Source organism: Xanthomonas sp. MLO165 (assembly GCF_018831305.1).
In the GTDB taxonomy this organism is placed as follows: Bacteria; Pseudomonadota; Gammaproteobacteria; order Xanthomonadales; family Xanthomonadaceae; genus Xanthomonas; species Xanthomonas arboricola.
Genome location: NZ_CP029263.1, coordinates 4,067,574 through 4,091,541, shown reverse-complemented (window position 1 = coordinate 4,091,541; position 23,968 = coordinate 4,067,574). Strand labels below are relative to the sequence as shown.

General features: G+C 66.0%; 23 protein-coding genes, 1 other RNA gene and 1 pseudogene. 19 read left to right on the top strand and 6 right to left on the bottom strand.

Annotated features, from left to right (window positions below; genetic code table 11):
- Positions 1-131: 131 nt before the first annotated feature.
- The 4 genes from DGN21_RS17060 to DGN21_RS17045 all read right to left on the bottom strand — a co-directional run bounded on the left by DGN21_RS17060 (position 132) and on the right by DGN21_RS17045 (position 3,761).
- The gene (locus DGN21_RS17060) at positions 132-959 is read right to left on the bottom strand and encodes an alpha/beta fold hydrolase (protein WP_126966602.1); all 828 of its coding nucleotides are present in this window, start codon (positions 957-959) and stop codon (positions 132-134) included.
- Positions 946-2,685, bottom strand: coding sequence for an ATP-binding protein (locus tag DGN21_RS17055; protein WP_104608224.1), 1,740 nt, complete (start codon positions 2,683-2,685; stop codon positions 946-948). Before DGN21_RS17055 ends, DGN21_RS17060 begins: the two co-directional genes overlap by 14 nt.
- Positions 2,678-3,142 carry a hypothetical protein gene (locus DGN21_RS17050; RefSeq protein ID WP_104608225.1) on the bottom strand — a complete coding sequence of 155 codons (465 nt, stop codon included), beginning with the start codon at positions 3,140-3,142 and terminating at the stop codon, positions 2,678-2,680. Before DGN21_RS17050 ends, DGN21_RS17055 begins: the two co-directional genes overlap by 8 nt.
- Before the next feature lie 133 nt (positions 3,143-3,275).
- The gene (locus DGN21_RS17045; protein WP_016903460.1) at positions 3,276-3,761 is read right to left on the bottom strand and encodes a YajQ family cyclic di-GMP-binding protein; all 486 of its coding nucleotides are present in this window, start codon (positions 3,759-3,761) and stop codon (positions 3,276-3,278) included.
- Positions 3,762-3,867: 106 nt separating this feature from the next.
- Here DGN21_RS17045 and DGN21_RS17040 point away from each other — a divergent pair, with 106 nt between their 5' ends.
- The 6 genes from DGN21_RS17040 to DGN21_RS17015 all read left to right on the top strand — a co-directional run bounded on the left by DGN21_RS17040 (position 3,868) and on the right by DGN21_RS17015 (position 8,340).
- On the top strand, positions 3,868-4,764 hold the full coding sequence (locus DGN21_RS17040; protein WP_065032901.1) for a DMT family transporter: 897 nt from the start codon (positions 3,868-3,870) through the stop codon (positions 4,762-4,764).
- Positions 4,765-4,976: 212 nt separating this feature from the next.
- Complete coding sequence (locus tag DGN21_RS17035; protein ID WP_016903462.1) at positions 4,977-5,984, top strand: methionine ABC transporter ATP-binding protein; 1,008 nt, start codon at positions 4,977-4,979, stop codon at positions 5,982-5,984.
- Positions 5,981-6,673: a methionine ABC transporter permease gene (locus tag DGN21_RS17030; RefSeq protein ID WP_024940266.1), complete on the top strand. Its 693-nt coding sequence runs from the start codon at positions 5,981-5,983 to the stop codon at positions 6,671-6,673. The genes DGN21_RS17035 and DGN21_RS17030 overlap by 4 nt, the downstream gene beginning before the upstream one ends.
- Before the next feature lie 136 nt (positions 6,674-6,809).
- Positions 6,810-7,619 (top strand): MetQ/NlpA family ABC transporter substrate-binding protein, encoded by an 810-nt coding sequence (locus tag DGN21_RS17025; RefSeq protein ID WP_102255818.1) that lies wholly within the window; start codon positions 6,810-6,812, stop codon positions 7,617-7,619.
- Between the two features lie 62 nt (positions 7,620-7,681).
- A non-coding RNA gene (locus DGN21_RS17020) (sX9 sRNA) lies at positions 7,682-7,757 on the top strand.
- A 25-nt stretch (positions 7,758-7,782) separates the two neighbouring features.
- Positions 7,783-8,340 (top strand): DUF1453 domain-containing protein, encoded by a 558-nt coding sequence (locus tag DGN21_RS17015; RefSeq protein ID WP_184577385.1) that lies wholly within the window; start codon positions 7,783-7,785, stop codon positions 8,338-8,340.
- 85 nt (positions 8,341-8,425) lie between these two features.
- Here DGN21_RS17015 and DGN21_RS17010 read toward each other — a convergent pair whose 3' ends face one another.
- Positions 8,426-9,097 (bottom strand): OmpW family outer membrane protein, encoded by a 672-nt coding sequence (locus DGN21_RS17010; protein WP_016901022.1) that lies wholly within the window; start codon positions 9,095-9,097, stop codon positions 8,426-8,428.
- A gap of 181 nt (positions 9,098-9,278) precedes the next feature.
- On the opposite strand from DGN21_RS17010, the gene DGN21_RS17005 reads away from it, so the two are divergent.
- From DGN21_RS17005 to lpdA, 5 genes and pseudogenes are all read left to right on the top strand, one after another.
- On the top strand, positions 9,279-9,800 hold the full coding sequence (locus DGN21_RS17005) for a DNA-deoxyinosine glycosylase (protein ID WP_126966606.1): 522 nt from the start codon (positions 9,279-9,281) through the stop codon (positions 9,798-9,800).
- Between the two features lie 235 nt (positions 9,801-10,035).
- Positions 10,036-10,793, top strand: a pseudogene (locus DGN21_RS17000) (DUF2884 family protein).
- 128 nt (positions 10,794-10,921) lie between these two features.
- Positions 10,922-12,700 carry a dihydrolipoyllysine-residue acetyltransferase gene (locus DGN21_RS16995; protein ID WP_184577388.1) on the top strand — a complete coding sequence of 593 codons (1,779 nt, stop codon included), beginning with the start codon at positions 10,922-10,924 and terminating at the stop codon, positions 12,698-12,700.
- Complete coding sequence (locus DGN21_RS16990; RefSeq protein WP_054592378.1) at positions 12,697-13,344, top strand: hypothetical protein; 648 nt, start codon at positions 12,697-12,699, stop codon at positions 13,342-13,344. Before DGN21_RS16995 ends, DGN21_RS16990 begins: the two co-directional genes overlap by 4 nt.
- A gap of 16 nt (positions 13,345-13,360) precedes the next feature.
- Positions 13,361-15,193 (top strand): dihydrolipoyl dehydrogenase, encoded by a 1,833-nt coding sequence (gene lpdA, locus DGN21_RS16985; protein ID WP_126966609.1) that lies wholly within the window; start codon positions 13,361-13,363, stop codon positions 15,191-15,193.
- Positions 15,194-15,626: 433 nt separating this feature from the next.
- Here the strand turns inward: lpdA and DGN21_RS16980 are convergent, their stop codons facing one another.
- On the bottom strand, positions 15,627-16,439 hold the full coding sequence (locus tag DGN21_RS16980; protein WP_026064024.1) for a hypothetical protein: 813 nt from the start codon (positions 16,437-16,439) through the stop codon (positions 15,627-15,629).
- Positions 16,440-16,967: 528 nt separating this feature from the next.
- On the opposite strand from DGN21_RS16980, the gene DGN21_RS16975 reads away from it, so the two are divergent.
- The 8 genes from DGN21_RS16975 (at position 16,968) to atpD (ending at position 23,846) form a co-directional block, all read left to right on the top strand.
- Entirely contained in the window at positions 16,968-17,333 is a 366-nt protein-coding gene (locus DGN21_RS16975) for a hypothetical protein (protein ID WP_016901016.1), read from the top strand.
- A 25-nt stretch (positions 17,334-17,358) separates the two neighbouring features.
- Complete coding sequence (gene atpB, locus DGN21_RS16970; RefSeq protein WP_016901015.1) at positions 17,359-18,159, top strand: F0F1 ATP synthase subunit A; 801 nt, start codon at positions 17,359-17,361, stop codon at positions 18,157-18,159.
- Positions 18,160-18,232: 73 nt separating this feature from the next.
- Entirely contained in the window at positions 18,233-18,535 is a 303-nt protein-coding gene (atpE, locus tag DGN21_RS16965; RefSeq protein WP_002814105.1) for a F0F1 ATP synthase subunit C, read from the top strand.
- 113 nt (positions 18,536-18,648) lie between these two features.
- Entirely contained in the window at positions 18,649-19,119 is a 471-nt protein-coding gene (locus DGN21_RS16960) for a F0F1 ATP synthase subunit B (protein WP_016901014.1), read from the top strand.
- A gap of 3 nt (positions 19,120-19,122) precedes the next feature.
- Entirely contained in the window at positions 19,123-19,650 is a 528-nt protein-coding gene (locus DGN21_RS16955) for a F0F1 ATP synthase subunit delta (protein ID WP_016901013.1), read from the top strand.
- A 47-nt stretch (positions 19,651-19,697) separates the two neighbouring features.
- Positions 19,698-21,245, top strand: coding sequence for a F0F1 ATP synthase subunit alpha (gene atpA, locus DGN21_RS16950; RefSeq protein WP_039525261.1), 1,548 nt, complete (start codon positions 19,698-19,700; stop codon positions 21,243-21,245).
- A 186-nt stretch (positions 21,246-21,431) separates the two neighbouring features.
- The gene (atpG, locus tag DGN21_RS16945) at positions 21,432-22,295 is read left to right on the top strand and encodes a F0F1 ATP synthase subunit gamma (RefSeq protein WP_047129381.1); all 864 of its coding nucleotides are present in this window, start codon (positions 21,432-21,434) and stop codon (positions 22,293-22,295) included.
- A gap of 144 nt (positions 22,296-22,439) precedes the next feature.
- Positions 22,440-23,846: a F0F1 ATP synthase subunit beta gene (atpD, locus tag DGN21_RS16940; protein WP_016901010.1), complete on the top strand. Its 1,407-nt coding sequence runs from the start codon at positions 22,440-22,442 to the stop codon at positions 23,844-23,846.
- Positions 23,847-23,968 lie beyond the last annotated feature (122 nt).

The following is a 23,968-nucleotide window of genomic DNA, read 5'->3' as shown; positions in this document are numbered from 1 at the left end:
GCGGCGGCGTGATGGTGGGCCAGTGTATGCGATCGCTGCCGGCGCGGCCGCCTGTGCCGCTGCAGCGCAGCGCGGAGCCGGCGCTTGGCGGAATGCGGGGAGAACTGCAGCAGTTGCTGCGCTGACGCAGCCTAGGTGGCATCCGCATGCGTGTTTGCGCCGACATGCGCACGCAGGAACGCACTCGATGCCTGCGCAACTTTATCGGCGTGCAGGGTCTTGTGCGGCGAGCCGATCGCATGCGCGCCGGTGTCGAAGGCCATCGCGCAGGTGTGCTCCGGCGCGCTGCCGAGCGCAGCGAACATCGCCAGCATCGCCGGCACCGAGGCGGTGGGATCCTCCTCGCCGTTGGCAGCGCGGTAATAGCCCAGAAACACCGGGCATTGCACGCGTGGCCACGGTGGATCGGCGGCAACCGCGTCGAACAGGCTGCGCAGCGCGCGGAATCCATCCGGGTGGATGGTGCCGGACCAGAACGCCAGCGACGCGGCGGTGCGCGGGCGCGGGTCGGTCAAGGGCGTTTGCGCGGCGCAGACCTGATCCAGCAGCGCCGGGTCGGCCGGCCGGATGCCCGGTGACCAGGCGACCACCGCAGCCACCGCGTCGGGGCGCTGCGCCGCAAGCCACAAGCCCAGCGTGGCACCCATGGACGAGCCGACGATCGCCACGCGTGTGCCCATGCGCCGTGCCTGCGCCAGTGCATCCAGGGCCGAGGCCTGTAACGCCGCCGGCGTCAGCCCCTGCATCGCATCGGCGGCGCTGCGGCCATGCCCGGGCCAACGGTGCACGTACAGGTTGGCAGCCAGCGCATCGGCGATCTGCTCGGGCAGTTCGCCGGCTTCTCCCGGGCTGGCGGCGAACCCGTGCAGGTACAGCAGCGCCAGCGGCGTGCGTGTGCGCGCGGCGGTATGCCAGTGCCGGCGTGCCGCATTGCCCGGTTTCAGGTCAGCCGGTTGCATGGGTGGCATGCGCGGCGAGGATGGCCAGCAATTGGTGCGCGTTGATCGGTTTGGACAGATAGCCGGCCACGCCGGCCGCGGTGGCCTCGCGCATCGAATCGGTGCGGGTGTCGGCGGTCAGCACGATGATCGGCGGCAGCGCGGCGATCGCCGCGCGCGCCTCACCCAGCGCGTCCCAGCCCGAGGTGCCGGGCATGTGCAGGTCGAGGAACACCAGGTCCGGCGCTGCCTCGCGGATGCGCTGCACCGCGTTGCTGCCATCGCTGTGAAAGCTCACCCGGTGCCCAGCGCGGGTGAGCAGATTGCCGATCACCAGCCGATTGGTGTCCATGTCCTCGAACACCAGGCAGTGCAGCGGCGGCACCGTCTCGGCATGCTGTTGCAGGGCCTCGCGCAGCGCCGGCGGGCGGCAGCCTTGCGCTGCGGCGGCGGCCAGTGCGAAGGTCCAGCGAAATACGCTGCCGCCGCCGGGGTTATCGCGCACGCTCAGGCTGCCGCCCATCGCCTCGGACACCGACAGCGCAATGAACAGGCCCAGCCCGACCCCGCCCTCGGCACGGCTGAAACCGGTGCTGAGCTGGGTGAAGGGCGTGAAGATATAGGCCTTCTGGGCGTCGGGGATGCCGATGCCGGTATCGGTCACGGTCACCGCGATCGCCCAGCGCTGCTGCACCTGCGTGGCGGCGATCAGCACGTCGACCGCGCCACCGGCCGGGGTGAACTTGATCGCATTGATGACCAGGTTGGTGATGACCTGTTCGATACGCCCCTCGTCGCCGATGAGGTCAGGCGTCTGCGCCACATCGCTGCGCAGCGCCAGCGCCACGCCCTTGGTCGACGCTGCACTCGCGCACACCGCTTTGACCGTGGCCAGCACGTCGAGCAGGCTCAGCGGCTTGCTGTGCAGCTGCAGCCGACCACCGTCGATGCTGGCCACGTCGATCACTTCGTTCACCCGATGCCGCAGCGCGATCGCATTGACCGTCACCGCCTGCATCAGTTCGCGCTGTTGCGCCGACAAGGTGTCGCTGTCGATCAACTGCGCGCAGTTGATGACCGCGTTCAACGGCGTGCGCAGTTCGTGGTTCATGGTGCTGATGAAGCGGCTCTGCGCATCGCGCGCGGCCAGCGCCTGCAGGGCGATCTCCTGCATTGCGCTGACGATGCGCGCCACCAGCAGCGGCAGCACCACGCTCAGCGCCACTGCATACACAAAGTAGGCCGGCCGCGACAGCCAGTAGCCGGCCGGCGCGGTCAGCAGCATCAGCACGAAGGTGCTGAGCAGCACCGGCAGCGTCGCCTTCTGCCCATAGCGCGCCACCGCGGCGATGGTGATGAAGGGCAGGAAGGCGTTCAGCGACATCAGCAGGATGAAGGCCAGATAGGTCTGGATGCCGATGAACAGCAGGTTCATCGCAAACCCGATCGCATCCAGCCACTCGCCCGGCGGGATGATCCTGCGTCGCACCAGCACCATCCAGATCATCGCCACCATCCACAGCGTCGCTGCGGTGGGGAAGACCGCCTGTGCATCCCTGACCAGCACCGGCTGCGGCCCGTACAGCCAGCCGAAGCACCACAGCGCCACGATGGTCTGCACGATCACGCGGCCGACGCAGGCGCGATATTCCAGGAACGATTCGAACAGCCGCACCAGCCTGTCGTTGCGCAGCTGCCGGGCGGCCAGGATCAGGCCGGGCGCCGCGCGGTTGGATCCACTACGCATGGGGAGCGGTGTCGTCGTTGGGGAGGGTGCGCCGGTAATTCTCGACCAGCAGGCCGGCCGCGGTCGCAATCGCGGTGTAGCGCTGCGCAAGCGCGGACCCGGGTTCGCCGCCGTCGACATCGCCGCGCAACCGGTCGCAGGCGTTCAGCAGTTCGCCAGAGCCAGTCAGCGAGAGCGTGTTCTTGAGCGCATGGATCTGCTCCAGTGCCTGCGCCTGGGTGGTGCTGGCCTGGCCGAGCGTGCAGCTGGCGATGGCGCGCTGCACTTCCACCGCAAACGCATCGGCAAACGCTGCGGCCGCCAGCGGGTCCAGCCCGGCCAACGTGTGCAGCGTCGAGCCGGCTTCGATGCGTGGCTGTGCGTGCGTCACGGCGCACGCCGTCCCGGCAGCGGGCGGCGCCGGGCCCACTGTGGCCGGGTGCGCGCGTTGCAACAGGCTGGAGAGCAGGCCGCGCATGTTTGCATCAGATCCGTAACGCGCCGGTGCGCGCGCGGCCAATGCCCGGGCAGCGGACGGCTGGCACGCCGCGCTGTGCGGCCCGCCTGCACAGCGCGGCACGACAAGGCGCCGTGTCAGCCACCACGCCTGCTCAGTCGCGGAAGTTGTCGAACTGCAGCGGCAGCTCGAAGTCGGCCTTCTTCAACAGCGCCATCGCGTCCTGCAGATCGTCGCGCTTCTTGCCGCTCACGCGCAGCTTGTCGCCATTGATCTGCGCCTCGACCTTGAGCTTGGCTTCCTTCAGCTTGGCCACTAGCTGCTTGGCCTGCTTCTGCTCGATGCCCTGCTTGACGGTGACCTTCTGGCGCGCACCGGCCAGGTTGGTTTCCATGTCGCCGAACTCCAGGCAACGCACGTCGATGCCGCGTGCCAGCAGGCGCGCGCGCAGGATGTCGGTCATCTGCTTGACCTGGAAATCGCTGGGCGCGGACTGGTTGATCGCCTTGCCGTCTTCCAGCTCGAACCTGGCCTCGACCCCCTTGAAATCGAAGCGCGTATCCAGCTCGCGGTTGGCCTGGTCCACCGCATTGGTCAGTTCGTGCTTGTCGACTTCGGACACCACGTCGAAGGAAGGCATGCAAAGCTCCTGCTGTCTGTAAACAGCCGCCATTCTAGGGCATCGCGTCATCGCCCCTGTCGACACAGGGTTGCCAGGCTGCGCGCACGCGCAGCGATAATGGTCCATGCCCACCACCCGCTCTCCGCTTCCCGCCATCGCCTGGATGGTGGCCGCCGTGGCCTGCTTCTCGCTGATGGATGCGGGAATGAAGCTGCTGTCGGCGCATTACCCGCCGCTGCAGGTCACCCTGCTGCGCGGCGCCGCCTCGCTGCCGTTCGTGCTGGTTTGGGTATTCGCCACCGCCGGACCGCGCTCGATCGTGCCGGTGCGCTGGGGCCTGCACCTGCTGCGCGGGGCGCTGGGCATGGTGATGATCGGCTGCTTCGTCTACGGCCTGAAGCGCATGCCGCTGTCGACCGCCTACACGCTGTATTTCGTCGCCCCGCTACTGGTGGCGGCACTGTCGGTGCCATTGCTGGGCGAGCGGGTCGGGCCACGCCGCTGGACGGCGATCGGCATCGGCCTGGTCGGGGTGATCGTGGTATTGCGCCCGGGCGTGGACGGACTGATCTCGCTGCCCGGGCTGATGGTGCTGCTGGCGGCCACCGCCTATGCCATCGCCGCCATCACCGTCAGTCTGCTGACCCGCACCGACACCCCGCAGGCGATGGTGGTGTGGTTCCTGCTGTTCATGGCGGTCGGCGCCGGCCTGCTGGCCATTCCCGACTGGGTGCCGTTGCGGGGCGAGCACGCCTGGCTGATTGCCGGCATGGGCTTGGCCGGCGCACTGGGGCAGATTGCGCTGACCCAGGCCTTCCTGCGCGGCGAGGCCTCGATGATCGCGCCGCTGGAATACACCGGCCTGGTCTGGGTGATCGGCTGGGACTGGCTACTGTGGCAGACCCTGCCCGACAGCTGGACCTGGACCGGCGCCGGCATCATCGTCGCCAGCGGGCTGTATCTGCTGCGCCGGGAGCGGATTCGGAAGGCGGATCGGCCGATGTCGTTGGATAAGCCGTGATTGGGGATTCGGGATTCGGGATTTGGGATTTGGGATTCGCCAGAGCAACGGCAAGGCGCTCTGGCTTTTGCGAATCCCGAATCTCCAATCCCCAATCCCGTCCTATGCCAATCCCTAATCCCGACTCCCCAATCCCCAACTTAGAACTCATTGGAATATCGTCCGCAAACATTGACTGGTAGGCTTCACGGCCCCCCAATCGGCCACGCGCGGTGATCCAGTTTCAGCGCCTGCACAAGTCTTATTCCGTTGACGGTCGCCAGATCGTGGCGCTGCATCCACTCGATCTGCGGATCGGCCCCGGCGAGGTGTTCGGCATCATCGGCCATTCCGGTGCCGGCAAGTCGACCCTGATCCGGCTGATCAACAGGCTGGAAGAGCCCAGCGGCGGGCGGCTGCTGATCGGCGACGAGGACGTCACTGCGCTGGACAGCCAGGGCCTGCGCGCGCTGCGTCGGCGTGTCGGGATGATCTTCCAGCACTTCAACCTGCTGTCCTCGCGCACCGTGGCCGGCAATGTGGCGTTTCCGCTGGAACTGGCCGGCACCCCGCGCGCCGAGGTCGATGCGCGCGTGGCCGAGCTGCTGGCACGGGTCGGGCTGGAGCAGCATGCCAGCAAGTATCCGGCGCAGCTGTCCGGCGGGCAGAAGCAGCGCGTGGGCATCGCGCGCGCGCTGGCCACCCGGCCGCAGATCCTGCTGTGCGACGAGGCCACCAGCGCGCTGGACCCGCAGACCACCGCCTCGGTGCTGCAGCTGCTGGCGCAGATCAACCGCGAGCTGGGCCTGACCATCGTGCTGATCACCCACGAGATGGACGTGATCCGCCGGGTCTGCGACCGCGTCGCGGTGCTGGATGCCGGCAAGCTGGTGGAAACCGGCCCGGTGACCGAGGTGTTTCTGCATCCGCAGCACGCCACCACCCGGCGCTTCGTGTCCGAGGCTGAGCATGTGGACGAGGCCGAGCTGCATCGCGACTTCGCTGCGGTGGGCGGGCGCATCGTGCGGCTGACCTTCCTGGGCAACGGCACCTACGAACCGGTGCTGGGCCGTATCGCCCGCGAGACCGGGGTCGACTACAACATCCTGTCCGGGCGCGTGGACCGCATCAAGGACACCCCGTACGGCCAGCTCATCGTCGCGCTGACCGGCGGCGACCATAACGCGGCACGCGCCGGCTTCGTCGCCGCCGGCGTGCACGTGGAGGATCTGCGCGTATGACTCTGATCGCCACGACAAGCGGGTTTTTCCGCAATCTCGATGCCGCCAAGTGGGGCGATATCGGCCAGGCCACGCTCGATACCTTGCTGATGCTGGCCGGCGCGCTGCCGCTGACGCTGCTGATCGGCCTGCCGCTGGGCGTTGCGCTGTTCCTGTGCGGTGCCCCGCAGCTGCGCCGCCGCCCGGTGCTGTACGGCGTGCTCGCGGCACTGATCAACCTGCTGCGCTCGGTGCCCTTCATCATCCTGATGATCGCGATGATTCCGCTCACGCTGATGTTGATGGGGACCTCGCTGGGCGTGCGCGGCGCGATCCTGCCGCTGGTGGTCGGCGCCGCACCGTTCTATGCACGGCTGGTGGAAACCGCCTTGCGCGAAGTGGACCGCGGGATCATCGAAGCCAGCCAGGCGATGGGCGCCACCACCCGCCAGCTAGTGCTGCGCGTGCTGCTGCCCGAAGCGCGCCCGGGCCTGATCGCCGGCGCCACCGTGACCACCATCGCGCTGATCGGTTTCACCGCGATGGGCGGTGCGATCGGCTCCGGCGGGCTGGGCGATGTCGCGTACCGCGAGGGCTATCTGCGATCGCATTCGGATGTCGCGCTGATCACCGTGATCGCCCTGCTGGTGCTGGTGCAGCTGCTGCAGATGCTGGGCGACTGGCTGGTGGCGCGCTACAGCCGGCGCTGAGCTCGACCGCGATCGCGTGTTGCCGGCGCGCGCAGGGCCCAGCAAGCACACGGGCCTGCCGATCGCGGCTCCACCTGCGGTCTGCTAGGTTTAGCGCTTGCGGCAGTGCCGCATTCCTCCTCCCACGGACCCCCACATGAACACATTCGCGTTTCGTTCCCTCCTGGCTGCGGCCACGCTGGCCCTGGCTTCCTGTGGCGGTAGCGGTAGCGGTGGCAGCAGCGGCGGCGACACACTGACGGTGGCCGCCACCGCGGTGCCGCATGCCGAGATCCTGGAGGTGGTCGAACCGCTGCTGGCCAAGCAGGGTGTCAAGCTGGACGTGCGCGTGTTCAACGACTACGTGCAGCCCAACGACCAGGTCGTGCAGAAGCAGATCGACGTCAACTACTTCCAGACCGAGCCGTACCTGGATGCCTACAACCGCGACCGCAAGAGCCAGCTGGTGACCGTGGTCGGCGTGCATATCGAGCCGTTCGGCGCGTATTCGCGCCGGTTCAAGACGCTGGCCGAGCTGCCTACCGGCGCAGATGTGGTGATTCCCAACGACCCGAGCAACAACAGCCGCGCGCTGATCCTGCTCGACAAGGCGGGCGTGATCAAACTCAAGGACCCGAGCAATGCCCTGTCCAGCCAGCGCGACATCGTCGAGAACCCCAAGCAGCTGAAGTTCCGCGAGCTCGACTCGGCGATGCTGCCGCGCGTGCTCGACCAGGTCGACCTGGCACTGATCAATACCAACTACGCGCTCGACGCCGGCCTCAATCCGACCCGCGACGCGCTGGCGATCGAGAGCAAGGACTCGCCGTACGTGAACTTCCTGGTCTCGCGCCCGGACAACAAGGACGACCCGCGCGTGCAGAAGCTGGCCAAGGCCTTGACCAGCCCGGAAGTGAAGGCGTTTATCGAGCAGAAGTACAAAGGCGCGGTATTGCCGGCGTTCTAAGAGCGGTGGTCCAACCGACCGCGCTCACCGCCAGGCGGGTGCGGCCGGCGCCCGGCATCGGCATGCACCTCGCGGACACGCCGGTTGCTGCGCGCCGTCCACGTTCACCTGGCGTCCGCGCGTTTCGGGTTGCCAACCACTCTTCGCCGCCACCGAGCATGTGATGCCACTTCTCCTCGCCATACCGCTGGCCGTGATCATCGCCCTGGCGGTGTTCGCGGTGCTGTTGCCGTTGTCGCTGGTGCAGCGCTTTCGTGTCGGCACCGCGCGGCGGCAGGCACGCGGCTGGCTGTTGATGATCAATTTGGTCTCGGCCGGCCTTTCCACCGTGTTGTTCGTGATCTTCGTGTTGATCGCCGCCGCGTTCTGGCCCGGCGCGATCAGCCATGCCGCCTTCGGCTGGACCTGCGGGCTGGCGCTGGGGCTGCTGGCACTGCGTCTGACCCGCTTCGAGCGCACCCAGCAGGGCCTGTTCTACCGGCCCAACCTGTGGCTGGTGCTGGCCCTGACCGCGCTGGTGGTGGTACGCGTGATCGCCGGCATGGTGCAGGGGTGGCGCAGCACCTGGCAGGGTGCTGCCTGGCCCACGGAAGGGTGGCTCAGTCACGCCAGCCTGTTGGGCGCGGCCGGCGTACTGCTCGGCTATGCGCTCGCCTATGCCACCTTGCTGTGGTGGCGCTGGCGCAGCGCGCGCCTGCGCGGCAGCGTCTACTGGCGCTGAGCGGGTGGCGCCACGATTTCAAAGCATAAAAAAACGGGCCTTGCGGCCCGTTCTTGTTCAACTGAAACGTCGCTTGCCCGCGTGCTTAGAAGCGCGCGCCGACGCCGAAGCCGACGGTCCACGGATCCAGTTCCAGCTCGCTGCCGGTGCCCTGGCCGCCCACGCGCAGCTCCGGACGCGAACGCATGTAGCGGGCGTCGGCACGTGCGAACCAGGTGGAGTTGATGTTCATGTCCACGCCGACGGTGCCGATGACACCCTTGGCGGTGTCCAGGCCCACGTGCTGGCCGGTGGCCGACGCCGCGTCGATCTTCTCGTTGCTGAAGTTCGACTCGTAGTAGCCCACGCCCACGAACGGACGGAACACGTTATCGGCCTGGCCGAAGTGGTACTGGCCGCTGATGGCGATCGGCTGCTGCTCGACGGTACCGATCTTGCCCACGCCATCGGCGTTGACACGGTGGTTGAACTTGTCAGCGGCGCCCCACAGCTCAACGGCCCAGTTGTCGTTGATGTAGTAGCTGGCGCTCAGCGTCGGTGCCGGGCCGCCATCGACGTCCAGGCCGGGAGCCGGATCGTTCTTCGGCTTGATCAGAGCAACACCGCCGACCACTGCCCAATGCTTTCCGGAAGCGCTATCGGCGCTGGTGGAAGCCGAGGAGGTGTCGCCGGTGTAGGTGGTGTCTTGTGCAAATGCCGACGGCGCAAACGCAAGTGCGGATACGGCAGCCAGGCTCAGGATGGAAATGGCACGCATTGGGGGTCTCCTCAGTGTTCTTGTTAGGCCCGTGGAGTGGGCCGCGCCAAAGCTATTCCTGAAAATCTGAATCCACGCCCACCCGTGGCTCGCTAAAATTTCGTTTGTTCAGCAAGTTTCCGGAGAAGGCCGTGGCTGCAACAGGCAAGCTGAAAAAGACATTCACGCAGATGCGATCGCCGTGACGAAAACCGACCTGTTGCAGGGCCTTCCAGCGCACATTCCTAACGATTGCCGTGTCCTGGTGCTCGGCTCGATGCCGGGCAACGCCTCGTTGCACGCGGCGATGTACTACGCCCATCCGCGCAACCGTTTCTGGCCGCTGATGCAGGAACTGCTGGGCATCCACGCCGGGTTGGCATATCCGGCGCGCCTGCAGGCGCTGTCCGACTGCAAGGTCGGCCTGTGGGATGTGATCGGCCAATGCGAGCGGCGCGGCAGCCTGGATACCGCCATCGTCGCCAGCAGCATCGTGGTCAATCCGCTGGCGGCGCGGCTGGCGACGCTGCCGCAGCTGCGCGCGGTCGCCTGCAACGGTGCGGCCGCCGCGCAGGCATGGCGCCGTCATGTGCAGCCGCTGTTGCCGGTCGCCCTGCACACGCTGCCGGTATGGGCCTTGCCGTCCACCAGTCCGGCCAATGCGGCATGGTCGCTGCCACGGCTGTGCGCGGCCTGGCAGCCGCTGCGCGACGCGCTGGATTAGCGACGTCGGATCGCCGCGCAACCAATTCATGAGCGAAGACATCAGCGAGCTGATGGGGCCGTGCGAACCATGTGCCTGCGTCGTGGCGGAGTTGGCCGACACCTGTCACCACTGCAGCGCCGGCCGTGTTGGTCAGCGCGCAGCCACCGGCCGGAAGTCATGCCAGCGTCCGGCACGGGCAAGTGCCGCTCCCGTGCAGGCATGCTGCAGCCAACGCATCAACGGAAGCGACCAGATGGCGATCAAGCACGCATTACCGATGGCAGCGGGCCTGCTGCTGGGTCTGTTGGTCGCCGTACCGGCCGCCAGCGCCGACGATCTGCATTGCAATGTCAGCAGCGACTACGACCTCACGCTCAACCCGCGCAGCCTGATCCTGATCCGCGCGTCGGGTACGCCGCAACGGCTGGTGATGCGCCAGGGCGCCTTGTTCGTCGACGACCACTGGGTCGCGGTGAGCGCGGACGATCGCGCGCGGTTGATCCAGTTCGAGCGGCAGACCCGCGACGTGGTGCCGCTGGCGCAGGAGGTCGGGCGTGAAGCGGCCGACATCGCCGTCACTGCGCTGGGCGAGGTGGCGGCCGGCTTCAGCCGCAGCCCCGAGGCCACACGCGTGCAGCTGGCGGCGTGCGCGAAAAGATCGACACCCGCCTGAAGCAGAGTTTCGGCAAGAGCCAGCTCACCTCGATCGATATCGATGACGACATCGGCGCGATGGTGGCCGAGCTGCTGCCGCAGCTGATCGGCGATGTCGTCGCCGGTGCGGTGCAGTCGGCACTGACCGGAAACGATCTGCAGCTGCGGTCGCTGGAAGGGGTGGAAACGCGCATCGAGCGCCTGATCGAGCCGCAGGCGCGTGCGTTGCGGCCACGCGCGCAGCAACTGTGCACGCGGGTCGAGGCGCTCGACGGCTTGGACAATGCGCTGGCGTATCGTTTGCCCTCGGGCGAGCCACTGCAACTGTTGCGGGTCGATCGACGCGCGTCGAAATGATCCGGCGCATGCGCCGGCGAACGCTGCATCCCGTCCGGTGCGCGACTTTTTCCACGGCAATGGTTGGCGCTGCGGCCCGCAGCCGGCCACAATAGGGGTTTCCCCATTCTGTTGCCGGAGTTCCCCGTATGGCCGAAATCAAGGAAGCACTTGTCCCCGATATCGGTGACTACAGCGATGTCCCGGTAATCGAGGTGCTGGTGTCGGTCGGCGATACGGTCAGCAAGGACCAGAGCCTGGTCACGCTGGAATCGGACAAGGCCACGATGGAAGTGCCCTCGTCGGTGGCCGGCGTGGTCAAGGAGATCAAGGTCAAGGTCGGTGATTCGCTGTCGCAGGGCGCGCTGGTCGCGCTGATCGAAGTGGCCGACGCCGGCGCCGAAACCGCCGCCGCACCCGCCCCGGCCGCCGCTCCCGCCGCCCCGGCCAAGGCTGCGCCCGCTGCCGCGCCGGCGCCTGCCGCCAAGGCCGAGCCGTCTGCGCCTGCCGCGTCCTCGGACGGCAGCTTGGTCGAGGCCCGTGTGCCCGATATCGGCGATTACACCGACATCCCGGTGATCGAGGTGCTGGTCGCCGTTGGCGATACCGTCGCCAAGGACCAGAGCCTGGTCACGCTGGAATCGGACAAGGCCACGATGGAAGTGCCGTCCTCGGCCGCCGGTGTGGTCAAGGAACTCAAGGTCAAGGTCGGCGACACGCTCTCGCAGGGCAATGTGGTGGCGATCATCGCTGCCAGCGATGGCGGCGCCGGTGCGGCGCAGTCCCCGGCCAAGCCCAGCACCGACACCGCCGAAACCGCCGGCAAGGTCGAGCCGGTCGCCGTGTCTGCGGTGCCGGACAAGCTGGCCCAGCGCGAGATCGCGCATGTGCAGGGCGCCCGTTCCAGCGAGGCCGCGCAGCCTGCGCAGGGCGGTCAGCCGTCGGCCGGGCAGCCGTCCAGCCCGCCGGTGACCTTCGACGCCGACAGCGTGCTGCCGTCCAAGGTGGCCTACGCCAGCCCGGTGGTGCGCGTGTTCGCACGCGAGCTCGGCGTGGATCTGAACCAGCTCAAGGGTAGCGAAAAGGGCGGCCGCATCACCCGTGAGGACGTGCAGCGCTTCGTCAAGGCCGCACTCAGCGGCGGCGCGCCTGCCGCAGCCGGGGCCGCACCGGCCGGTGGTGGCAACGGCCTGAACCTGCTGGCCTGGCCGAAGGTGGACTTCAGCAAGTTCGGCGAGACCGAGACCCAGCCGCTGTCGCGCATCAAGAAGATTTCCGGTGCCAACCTGGCACGCAACTGGGCGATGATTCCGCACGTCACCCAGTTCGAATCGGCCGACATCACCGACCTGGAAGCCCTGCGCGTGGCGCTGAACAAGGAAAACGAGAAGGCCGGCATCAAGCTGACCATGCTCGCCTTCCTGGTCAAGGCCAGCGCCGCGGCGTTGAAGAAGTTCCCCGAATTCAACGCCTCGCTGGATGCGGCCGGCGAGAACCTCACGCTGAAGAAGTACATCAACATCGGCTTCGCCGCCGACACGCCGAACGGCCTGGTCGTGCCGGTGATCCGCGACGTCGACAAGAAGGGCGTGCTGCAGATCGCACAGGAAAGCGGCGAGTTGGCCAAGAAGGCGCGCGACGGCAAGCTCGGCCCGGCCGACATGAGCGGCGGCTGCTTCTCGATCAGCTCGCTGGGTGGCATCGGTGGCACGGCGTTCACGCCGATCATCAATGCGCCGGAAGTGGCGATCCTGGGCGTGTCCAAGTCGGCGATGCAGCCGGTGTGGAACGGCAAGGAGTTCGCCCCCAAGCTGATGCTGCCGCTGTCGTTGAGCTACGACCACCGCGTCATCGACGGCGCGCTGGCCGCACGTTTCACCACCTACCTCAGCCAGGTGCTGGCCGACATGCGCCGCGTCCTGCTGTGAGAGCAGCGCTGCTGACCTTCGCCCTGCTGGGCGTGCTGCCGTGGACATCCGCGGCGGCACGCGAGTGCGAGAGCACGCTCGGGCGCGGCTGGCCGCCGGCGGTGGGCAATTACGGCACCGCGGTGACCACGCTGCTCGACGCCGGCACCCGGCCGAGCCTGTCGCTGCTGACGCTGCCTACCCGCGGCGTGGAAAGCGGCGTATCGCTCGTGCCGGGCAAGGACGGTGCCGACTGGACTTTGCGGCATAGCCGCGCCGACGAGCGCGTCTACAGCTGGGTCAGCCAGAGCGATCGTGGCAGCGTGCAGTTCCGCACCGCGCAGACCCCGGAAACGGTCGAGATCCCGATTCCGGCGGCGTTGGCAAGGCGCCTGGTCAGCAACTGGACCGGCGCACTGACGCAACTGGCGCCGAGCGGTCGCAGCGCCCCGGTGAGCGAGGGCGAGGTGCTGTCGTTCCAGGTCGATGGCGTGCGTTACAGCGGCACACGCCCGAGCTGCGGCGCCGGCGAGTTGCTGCTGCAGCAGGCCGCGTTGCTGATCGAAGCCAGCGAAGGCAAGGAAAAGAAGCGCGACAAGCGCTGGACCCAAATCGAATCGTCGCTGGATGAACTCCAGCAGACGCTTGCCGGCACGGCCGGTTGAGCCACAGGAGAAGCAAATGGCGGTCATTGAAATCAAGGTTCCCGACATCGGCGATTACAGCGATGTCCCCGTCATCGAAGTGCTGGTCGCCGTCGGCGACAGCGTGGTCAAGGATCAGGGCCTGGTAACGCTGGAGTCGGACAAGGCCACGTTGGAAGTGCCGTCCTCGGCCGCCGGCGTGGTCAAGGAGCTCAAGGTCAAGGTGGGTGACAGCCTGTCCGAAGGTGCGCTGGTGCTGCTGCTGGAAGCCGAAGGCGAGGCCGCCGCACCGGCTGCGCCCGCCAAGGCCGACAGCAAGCCCGCACCGGCGGCTGCGGCGCCTGCCGCCGCGCCCGGCAGCAAGCCGCCGGTGACGCCGTCGCATCGCGCGCCGGCCGAACCGGCGCCGTCCAAGCCGGCGCTGGCCAGCGGCAAGCCGGCCGATATCGAATGCAAGATGGTGGTGCTCGGCGCCGGCCCTGGCGGCTACACCGCCGCATTCCGCGCCGCCGACCTGGGCCTGGATACGGTGCTGATCGAGCGCTACGCCAGCCTGGGCGGGGTCTGCCTCAATGTCGGCTGCATCCCGTCCAAGGCGCTGCTGCATGCCGCCGCGGTGATCGACGAAGTGGCGCACGCCGGCGATTTCGGCGTGGACTTCGGCCAGCCCAGGATCACCCTGGACAAGCTGCGCGAGTACAAGGAAAAGGTGGTCGGCAAGCTCACCGGCGGCCTGGCCAGCATGGCCAAGCAGCGCAAGGTGCGCACCGTTACCGGCGTGGCGTCGTTCGTGTCGCCCAACGAGCTGGAGATCGTCGGCGACGACGGCAAGACCCAGCTACTGCGCTTCGAGCACTGCATCATCGCCGCCGGTTCGCAGGCGGTGAAGCTGCCGAACTTCCCGTGGGACGACAAGCGCGTGATGGACTCCACCGACGCGCTGGAACTGCACGACATTCCCAAGACCCTGCTGGTGGTCGGCGGCGGCATCATCGGCCTGGAAATGGCCACGGTGTACAGCGCGCTCGGCAGCAAGGTCACCGTGGTCGAGTTCATGGACCAGCTGATGCCGGGCGCCGACAAGGACCTGGTCAAGCCGCTGGCCGATCGCCTGAAGAAGCAGGGCGTGGAGGTCCATCTCAAGACCAAGGCCACCGACGTCAAGGCCGGCGCCAGCGGCATCACGGTGTCGTTCGAAGCGGCCACCGAAGGCGAGAAGCCGGGTCTGCAGGCCACCGCCTACGACCGCGTGCTGGTGGCGGTTGGCCGTACGCCCAACGGCAAGAAGATCGGTGCCGACAAGGCCGGCGTCACCATCACCGAGCGCGGCTTCATTCCGGTCGATCGGCAGATGCGCACCAACGTGCCGCACATCTTCGCCATCGGCGACATCGTCGGTAACCCGATGCTGGCGCACAAGGCCACCCACGAGGGCAAGCTGGCCGCCGAAGTGGCTGCCGGCGAGAAGAAGGAATGGGTGGCGCGGGTGATTCCGTCGGTCGCCTACACCAACCCGGAAATCGCCTGGGTCGGCGTGACCGAGACCGAGGCCAAGGCCAAGAGCCTGAAGGTCGGCGTGGCCAAGTTCCCGTGGGCCGCCAGTGGCCGCGCGATCGGCATCGGCCGCACCGAAGGCTTCACCAAGCTGATCTTCGACGAAGAAACCCACCGCGTGATCGGTGGTGCCATCGTCGGCGTGCATGCCGGTGATCTGCTGGCCGAGATCGGCCTGGCGATCGAGATGGGCGCCGAGGCCGAAGACATCGGCCATACCATCCACGCGCATCCGACCCTGAGCGAATCGGTCGGCATGGCCGCCGAGGTCTACGACGGCACCATCACCGACCTGTACATCCCCAAGAAGAAGTAAGCGCCGCCACTTGCGGCACGGCCAGCGACGCCCCGCCTTGCGCGGGGCGTTGTCGTTTCGGTGTGCTGCCGGGAGGGGTTGCAGGGTGCGGCCGTTCCCACCGGGGCGCTGCATGCGCCACGGAATGCAGTGCTCGCAGTGCTGATGCTCTGCGCTGTGCTCCCATGGCGCGTTGCAGCTGCGCAGCGGGACGAGGGTCCGGCGCATCGTCGCCGGGCACAATGACCTGCCGTGCGGCGCAGGCGGGCGTGACGGTGTGGATGCTGGTGCGGCATTGCCATGCCGATCCGGTCTTCAAGGCGCAGATGTCGGGTGCGCTGACGCAACAGGTCGCGCATGGCGATATCCGCGCACTCGCTGGTGCTGTCGGCACCGCACAAGAAAACAAAAGGCCCGCAAAACGCGGGCCTTTTGGTGCAACGCTGCGCGTCGATCAGAACGCGAACGTCACGCCCGCAACCGGGCCCTTGAACTCCTGCTTCAGACCGATCAGGCCATCGCTGCCGCGCTGGTCGACGTCGAGCTTGAACCAGTCATAGCCGGCGAAGATGCCGAAGTTCTTGGTGAAGCGGTATTCGGCAATCGCGTTGGCGCGGCTCAGGTCGCCGTCGTAATCGCCAAAGTCGCCCCAGCTGGTGTTGAGGTACTGGCCCTGCACGTTGAACAGCCAATGCTCACTCGGGCGCGCGGTGAAGCGGATGCCGACCACCGGCGCAACGCCGTCTTCGCTTTCGTCCAGCACATCGCCGCTGAAGACGCTGCCCAGGTCGGCGTACGCGTTGGCTTCGACCTTGGCGTATTCGGCGCCGATCTGCAGGCCCAGGCTGAATTCCGGCGAATCGATCACCGAGTAGTCATACACCAGGGTGGCAACCTGATACTTCAGCTCGCCCTTGATGAAGCTGCCGGTCGGGACGGTGACGCCACCGCCGCTGATGTCCTGGGTCAGGGTCTCGCGGCGATCCTTGTCGTACTTGAAGTAATCGAAGATCAGGCGCTGGCGGGTGCTGATGCGGAACACGCCGTCGACGCGCGGCTCCCATTCCTTGCCGCCGAGCTTGAAGTCTTCGTTGACCGACACGTTGTTGCCTGCCACCAGCGTGTTGCCACGGATGGTGTTGTCGTTGTCGACGTTCATCGCACCCAGACGGAGCTGGAAGCGGTCATCGGTATCTTCGGCGTGCGCCGGCGCGGCGTAGGCGGCAGCCAATACGCACGGGATGGCCAGTGCGAGAAGGTGTTTCATGGGGAGCTCCGAATTCTTGGAATGGTCAGGCGTTTCGGCCTGTGCGGCGCATCTTCGATAAGACGGCGTCTTCCATAAGTGAAGGAGCTGTCGCATTGCTGTGAAGGCCGAGATAGCAATCGGACAAAACGGTCCGCTGCTGCAGGGGTCAGACTTTAGTCGTACGTTGCGCAATCCGGGCGCCAGGCGCGAAGCGCCACGGCATGGGTCATGCCGCCATGGCACCGATTGGACCGCCAACGGGAAGGTCGCAGGGTGCGACAAAATGCGTAAAAAGCAGGAGCCCCGATGCTCCGGGGCTCCCATACGCGACCTGCGGCGGGACCTTTCGACGAGGATGTGCAGGCCTCGCGGGTTATGACCGCCGGTTTGTGGCAAAGTTCCCACCCGCCGCGGCAACCCTGTATGGTGCGACGCAGCAACGGATGACCTCTGCCGGTTGTCTCGCAATTTGTCCCATTGCTATACTTTCGCGGCTCGACGAGGCGCATCTGCGCTTCCCACTCATTCACACGTAAGGTAACCGTAGTGCTGAACTCCGTTGACGCGGGTCGGCGGTTGATGCTGCGCGCTGCGGTATATCCGCTTGCCGCTGTAGCTATAACCAGTCTGGGGTTGCTGTTGGTCGGTCCCCGTTACTCTGCCGGTCTGGCATTGACCGGGTTTGCGACGGTGCTGGGCGGTTGGGTGGCAGCACGTACCGCGCTAGGTGGCGGTATCCAGGCAGCCGGCATTGCCATGGTCCGGCTGATCCTGGCGATGGTGTTGAAGTGGGTGTTGGTTTTCGTGGCGCTGGCGCTTGGCTTCGGCCTGTGGCGGCTGCCTCCTCTGGCCTTGCTGGCGGGTATCGCCATCGGGCTGATTTTTCAGGTTCTGGCTCTGGCCAGGCGTTGATTCGAACTTAAAGGGCTCCGGACACATGGCGGGCGAGGCAGCAACACCTACCTCCTATATCCAGCATCACTTGCAGAACCTGATCTATCCGGTTCGCGAGGGTGGCGGCACGTTTTGGACCATCCACGTCGACACCCTGGTCATGGCGGTGCTGATGGGCCTGGTGATGGTCTTCGCGTTCTGGACGGCGACCCGCAATGCCACCGCCGGCGTGCCGGGCAAGTGGCAGGCGTTTGTCGAAATCTGCCTCGAGTTTGTCGACCGTCAGGCCAAGGACACCTATCACGGCAGCAGCAAGCTGGTGACGCCGATCGCGATCACCATCTTCTTCTGGATCCTGTTGATGAACCTCATCAAGATGATCCCGGCCGATTTCATCGCCATCCCGCTGGGCTGGGCCGGTATCCACGCCTGGAAGCCGGTGCCCACCGCCGACGTCAATGCCACCCTGGGCATGTCGATCAGCGTGTTCTTCCTGATGATCGTCTTCTCGCTGCGCTCCAAGGGCGTGGGCGGCATGACCAAGGAATTCCTGACGGCGCCGTTCGGCAAGTGGATGATGCCGTTCAACCTGCTTTTGAACATCGTCGAGTGGCTGAGCAAGCCGATTTCGCTGGCGATGCGACTGTTCGGCAACATGTTCGGCGGCGAGATCGTCTTCCTGCTGATCTGGGTGCTGGGCGGTGCGGGCATCGCCGGCATGGTCGCTGGCGGCGTATTCGGCCTCGGCTGGATGCTGTTCCACCTGTTGGTGATTCCGCTGCAGGCCTTCATTTTCATGATGCTGTCGATCGTGTATCTGAGCCTTGCCGAAGACAGTCACTGAGTTTCGCTGCACCCTTCATACGCTTCATCCCGATTCATCCATCACCCTTAGAAACTTTCGTTCGGAGATCACCATGTACCTCGCCGTCCTGACCAACCTCGCTCAAGTCCAGAGCTCCACCGTCCTCGCCGTCGGCATCATGATCGGCCTGGCCGCGCTGGGTGCCGGCCTCGGTCTGGCCATCATGGCTGGCAAGTTCCTGGAATCGGCTGCGCGCCAGCCGGAGCTGATCCCGGTGCTGCAGGTCCGCATGTTCATCACCGCCGGCCTGATCGACGCCGCGTTCATCATCAGCGTCGCCGTCGGCCTGCTGTTCGCCTTCGCCAACCCGCTGGCCCAGGTGTTCATCGAGCGTCTGTCGCAGGCTGCCGGCTGATCCAGCGGTAGCAGGATGTGGAGGCAACCGCTCGCGGTTGCGTCCGCGGATGAAGGTCGGAAAGCGTCGCCATGCGGTGGCGCTTTCACCCCTAAACAGCGATTGAGCGACCCATGGATATCACCCTTACCATCTTTGCCCAGGCGCTGGCCTTCGCCGGTCTGATCTGGATCGTCGCGACCAAGATCTGGCCGCCGCTGCTGCAGGCGATCGAAGAGCGTCAGCAAAAGATCGCTGAAGGTCTGGCTGCTGCCGATCGCAGTCAGAAGGATCTGGCGCAGGCGCAGGAAAAGGTCAACGAAGCACTGAAGGACGCACGCACCAAGGCCAACGAGATCATCGATCAGGCCCATGCGCGCGCCAACCAGATCATCGAAGCGGCCAAGCACGAGGCAATTGCCGAAGCCAACCGTCAGAAGGATCTGGCGCAGACCGAGATCGACGCGTCCGCCACGCGTGCCCGCGAGGAACTGCGCAAGCAGGTGTCCGTGCTGGCCGTCAGCGGTGCCGAAAAGCTGCTCAAGCGCGAAATCGATGCCAACGCCCACAAGGCGCTGCTCGACGAGCTGGCGGCGGAGATTTAATCGATGAGTCAGGCCCTCACACTTGCCCGTCCGTACGGCCGCGCCGCGTTTGCGATCGCGCGTGAGGGCGGCAACTTTGCGCCCTGGTCCGATGCGCTGGCGTTTTCGGCGCAGGTGGCCGGCGACCCGCGCGTGGCCGCACTGCTGCTCAACCCGGCCCTGGGCCAGGATCAGGCAGTGACGTTGTTGGCGCCGCCGCAGGCGAGCGAAGACTATCTGCGTTTCCTCGGCCTGCTGGCCGACGCGCAGCGGCTGTCGCTGTTGCCGGAAGTGGCAGGACTGTACGAACAACTGCGGGCCGAAGCCGAACACGTCGTCAAGGCGACGGTGACCTCGGCGGCTGCAATGAGCCAGGCGGAACTGGACACGATCGCTGCTGCGCTGAAGAAGCGTTTCGGCCGCGAGGTGGACATCACCACCGCGGTGGATGCTTCGTTGATCGGCGGCGCGGTGATCGACACCGGCGACGTGGTCATCGACGGCTCGCTGAAGGGCAAGCTTGCGCGTCTGCAAAGCTCGCTCGCCCACTGAATTCACATAAACGCATGGCCCTCGCGGCCGGCACCTAGGACTGAACGATGGCAACCACGCTCAACCCCTCCGAAATCAGCGACCTGATCAAGACCCGCATCGAGGCGGTCAAGCTGTCCGCAGAGTCGCGCAACGAAGGCTCCGTGACCAGCGTGTCCGACGGCATCGTGCGCATCTTCGGCCTGGCCGACGTGATGCAGGGCGAAATGATCGAACTGCCGAACAACACCTTCGCGCTCGCACTGAACCTGGAGCGCGATTCGGTCGGCGCCGTGGTGCTGGGCGATTACGAGAACCTGCGCGAAGGCGACGTGGCCAAGACCACCGGCCGCATCCTGGAAGTGCCGGTCGGTCCGGAACTGCTCGGTCGCGTGGTCAACGCGCTGGGTGAGCCGATCGATGGCAAGGGCCCGCTGGGCGCCACCCAGACCGCACCGGTGGAGCGCGTTGCGCCCGGCGTGATCTGGCGCAAGTCGGTCGACCAGCCGGTGCAGACCGGCTACAAGTCGGTCGATGCGATGATCCCGATCGGCCGCGGCCAGCGCGAGCTGGTCATCGGTGACCGCCAGACCGGCAAGACCGCGCTGGCGATCGATGCGGTGATCAACCAGAAGGGCACCGGCATCAAGTGCGTGTACGTGGCGATCGGCCAGAAGGCCTCGACCGTTGCCAACATCGTGCGCAAGCTCGAAGAGAACGGCGCGCTGGCGCACACCGTGGTGGTGGCTGCGACCGCGTCCGAATCGGCCGCGATGCAGTACATCAGCCCGTATGCCGGCTGCACCATGGGCGAGTACTTCATGGACCGCGGCGAAGACGCGCTGATCGTGTACGACGATCTGTCCAAGCAGGCCGTGGCCTACCGCCAGATCTCGCTGCTGCTCAAGCGCCCGCCGGGCCGCGAAGCCTATCCGGGCGACGTGTTCTATCTGCACTCCCGCCTGCTCGAGCGCGCTGCACGCGTGTCCGAGGAGTATGTGGAGAAGTTCACCAACGGTGCGGTGACCGGCAAGACCGGTTCGCTGACCGCGCTGCCGATCATCGAAACGCAGGCCGGCGACGTGTCCGCGTTTGTGCCGACCAACGTGATCTCGATCACCGACGGCCAGATCTTCCTGGAAACCGACCTGTTCAACGCCGGCATCCGCCCGGCCGTGAACGCCGGCATCTCGGTGTCGCGCGTCGGTGGTGCGGCCCAGACCAAGATCATCAAGAAGCTGTCCGGCGGCATCCGTATCTCGCTGGCGCAGTACCGTGAGCTGGCCGCGTTCGCGCAGTTCGCCTCGGACCTGGACGAAGCCACCCGTAAGCAGCTCGAGCGCGGTCAGCGCGTCACCGAGCTGATGAAGCAGAAGCAGTACGCGCCGATGTCCATCGCCAACCAGGCGCTGTCGATCTATGCCGTCAACGAGGGCTACCTCGACGAAGTGCCGGTCAACAAGCTGCTGGCGTTCGAAGAAGGCCTGCACGCGCACTTCGCCAACACCCAGGGTGAGCTGGTCTCCAAGATCAACAGCACCGGCGGCTGGGACAACGACATCGAAGCTGCCTTCAAGAAGGGCATCGAAGAGTTCAAGACCACGGGCAGCTGGTAACAGCGCCGGGAGTCGGGATTGGGCATTCGGGATTCGTAGAAGCGGTGATCTGAGGGCTTGAACGCCCAGGATCACCAGTTCGGATCTCCAGATTCAGGTACTCGGGGTTTGTGGGTGAGGTGACGTCGGCGGCTTTGGCCAATCCCGAATCACCCATCTCGAATCCCACCATCGAAGCGAGCGAGTATGGCAGGCGGACGCGAAATCAAAACCAAGATCAAGAGCGTGCAGAACACCCGCAAGGTGACGCGCGCGCTCGAAATGGTCTCGGCCTCCAAGATCCGCAAGGCGCAGGACCGTATGAAGACCTCGCGTCCGTACGCGCAGGCGATGAAGCAGGTGATCGGGCATCTGGCGCAGGCCAGCACCGATTACCAGCATCCGTTCCTGGTCGAGCGCGAGCAGGTCAAGCGGGTCGGTTACATCGTGATCTCTTCCGACCGCGGCCTGGCCGGCGGCCTGAACAACAACCTGTTCCGCAGGATGCTGGGCGAAGTGCGCCCGTGGCAGGACAAGGGTGCCGAGATCGACGTGGTGACCATCGGCCAGAAGGCTTCGGCGTTCTTCCGTCGTATCAAGGTCAACATGGTCGGCAGCGTCACCCATCTGGGCGACAGTCCGCAGATCGAGCAGTTGATCGGTGTGATCAAGGTGATGCTGGATGCCTTCGTCGAGGGCAGGGTGGACCGCGTGTATCTGGTCTACAACCGCTTCGTGAACACGATGACGCAGAAGGCCAGCTTCGATCAGCTGCTGCCGCTGCCGGCCGCCGAGCACAAGGTGGCGCACCACGATTGGGATTACCTGTACGAACCCGATGCCGCGACCGTGCTGGAGCACGTGATGACGCGTTACATCGAGTCGCTGGTGTACCAGGCCGTGCTGGAAAACGTGGCCTCCGAACATGCTGCGCGCATGGTGGCGATGAAGGCCGCCAGCGACAACGCCAACAAGATGATCGGCACCTTGCAACTGGTCTACAACAAGGCGCGTCAGGCGGCGATCACCCAGGAAATTTCGGAAATCGTCAGCGGCGCGGCCGCGGTATAAGCACGGCCGGGATTGGGGATTCGGGATTGGTAGGAGCGCAGCGAACTGCGCCCTTGCGAATCCCCAATCACGAATCCCAAATCACAAAATTCCACGAGATGGCATCTGCCACTCGGACAGAACAAAGCTAACCGGAGCAGCAAAATGAGTCAGGGCAAGATCGTTCAGATCATCGGCGCGGTCGTCGACGTCGAATTCCAGCGCAATGAAGTGCCGAAGGTCTATCACGCGTTGAAGGTCGAAGGCACCGAAATCACCCTGGAAGTGCAGCAGCAGCTCGGCGATGGCGTGGTGCGCACGATTGCGCTCGGCTCCACCGACGGCCTGAAGCGCAACCTGCTGGCCACCAACACCGAGCGCGCGATTTCGGTGCCGGTCGGTGCCGGGACGCTGGGCCGCATCATGGACGTGCTGGGTCGTCCGATCGACGAGGCCGGCGACGTGCAGGCTTCGGACCATTGGGAAATCCATCGCGCTGCGCCGTCGTATGAAGACCAGTCCTCCAGCACCGAGCTGCTGGAAACCGGCATCAAGGTCATCGACCTGATGTGCCCGTTCGCCAAGGGCGGCAAGGTCGGCCTGTTCGGCGGCGCCGGCGTCGGCAAGACCGTCAACATGATGGAACTGATCAACAACATCGCCAAGGCGCACTCGGGTCTGTCCGTGTTTGCCGGCGTGGGCGAGCGTACCCGTGAGGGCAACGATTTCTACCACGAGATGAAAGACTCCAACGTGCTGGACAAGGTCGCGATGGTGTACGGCCAGATGAACGAGCCGCCGGGCAACCGTCTGCGCGTTGCGCTGACCGGCCTGACCATGGCCGAGTACTTCCGCGACGAAAAGGACGAGAACGGCAAGGGCAAGGACGTGCTGTTGTTCGTGGACAACATCTACCGCTACACGCTGGCCGGTACCGAAGTGTCCGCGCTGCTCGGCCGCATGCCGTCGGCAGTGGGCTACCAGCCGACCCTGGCCGAGGAAATGGGCGTGTTGCAGGAGCGCATCACCTCGACCAAGAGCGGTTCGATCACCTCGATCCAGGCCGTGTACGTGCCTGCGGACGACCTGACCGACCCGTCGCCGGCGACCACCTTCGCCCACCTGGACTCCACCGTCACGCTGAGCCGTAACATCGCTTCGCTGGGTATCTACCCGGCGGTGGATCCGCTGGATTCCACCAGCCGCCAGATGGACCCGCTGGTGATCGGCACCGAGCATTACGACACCGCCCAGCGCGTCCAGCAGACCTTGCAGAAGTACAAGGAACTGAAGGACATCATCGCGATCCTGGGCATGGACGAGCTGAGCGAAGAAGACAAGCAGTCGGTGTCGCGCGCACGCAAGATCGAGCGCTTCTTCAGCCAGCCCTTCCACGTGGCCGAAGTGTTCACCGGCTCGCCGGGCAAGTACGTCTCGCTGAAGGACACCATCCGCGGCTTCAAGGCGATCTGCGACGGCGAGTACGACCACCTGCCGGAGCAGGCGTTCTACATGGTCGGCAGCATCGAAGAAGCCGTCGAGAAAGCCAACAAGATGAGCGCCAAGGCGTAAGAGCCGGGATTTGGCATTCGGGATTCGGGATTTGGTACGGCGGTGATTGGGACGGTGGATGAGGATGGGAACGACGGTGAACGCCGCTGTTGCCAATCCCCAATCCCCAATCCTCAATCCCC

Bases quoted from the DNA above. Each gene is read 5' to 3' on its own strand.
- atpE (WP_002814105.1), top strand. From the start codon at position 18,233: ATGTACCTCGCCGTCCTGACCAACCTCGCTCAAGTCCAGAGCTCCACC.
- atpB (WP_016901015.1), top strand. From the start codon at position 17,359: ATGGCGGGCGAGGCAGCAACACCTACCTCCTATATCCAGCATCACTTG.
- DGN21_RS17045 (WP_016903460.1), bottom strand. From the start codon at position 3,761: ATGCCTTCCTTCGACGTGGTGTCCGAAGTCGACAAGCACGAACTGACC.
- DGN21_RS16960 (WP_016901014.1), top strand. From the start codon at position 18,649: ATGGATATCACCCTTACCATCTTTGCCCAGGCGCTGGCCTTCGCCGGT.
- DGN21_RS17060 (WP_126966602.1), bottom strand. From the start codon at position 959: ATGCAACCGGCTGACCTGAAACCGGGCAATGCGGCACGCCGGCACTGG.
- DGN21_RS16980 (WP_026064024.1), bottom strand. From the start codon at position 16,439: ATGAAACACCTTCTCGCACTGGCCATCCCGTGCGTATTGGCTGCCGCC.
- atpD (WP_016901010.1), top strand. From the start codon at position 22,440: ATGAGTCAGGGCAAGATCGTTCAGATCATCGGCGCGGTCGTCGACGTC.
- DGN21_RS17055 (WP_104608224.1), bottom strand. From the start codon at position 2,685: ATGCGTAGTGGATCCAACCGCGCGGCGCCCGGCCTGATCCTGGCCGCC.
- DGN21_RS17050 (WP_104608225.1), bottom strand. From the start codon at position 3,142: ATGCGCGGCCTGCTCTCCAGCCTGTTGCAACGCGCGCACCCGGCCACA.
- atpG (WP_047129381.1), top strand. From the start codon at position 21,432: ATGGCAGGCGGACGCGAAATCAAAACCAAGATCAAGAGCGTGCAGAAC.
- DGN21_RS17030 (WP_024940266.1), top strand. From the start codon at position 5,981: ATGACTCTGATCGCCACGACAAGCGGGTTTTTCCGCAATCTCGATGCC.
- DGN21_RS17010 (WP_016901022.1), bottom strand. From the start codon at position 9,097: ATGCGTGCCATTTCCATCCTGAGCCTGGCTGCCGTATCCGCACTTGCG.
- DGN21_RS17040 (WP_065032901.1), top strand. From the start codon at position 3,868: ATGCCCACCACCCGCTCTCCGCTTCCCGCCATCGCCTGGATGGTGGCC.
- DGN21_RS16955 (WP_016901013.1), top strand. From the start codon at position 19,123: ATGAGTCAGGCCCTCACACTTGCCCGTCCGTACGGCCGCGCCGCGTTT.
- DGN21_RS17015 (WP_184577385.1), top strand. From the start codon at position 7,783: ATGCCACTTCTCCTCGCCATACCGCTGGCCGTGATCATCGCCCTGGCG.
- lpdA (WP_126966609.1), top strand. From the start codon at position 13,361: ATGGCGGTCATTGAAATCAAGGTTCCCGACATCGGCGATTACAGCGAT.
- DGN21_RS17025 (WP_102255818.1), top strand. From the start codon at position 6,810: ATGAACACATTCGCGTTTCGTTCCCTCCTGGCTGCGGCCACGCTGGCC.
- atpA (WP_039525261.1), top strand. From the start codon at position 19,698: ATGGCAACCACGCTCAACCCCTCCGAAATCAGCGACCTGATCAAGACC.
- DGN21_RS16995 (WP_184577388.1), top strand. From the start codon at position 10,922: ATGGCCGAAATCAAGGAAGCACTTGTCCCCGATATCGGTGACTACAGC.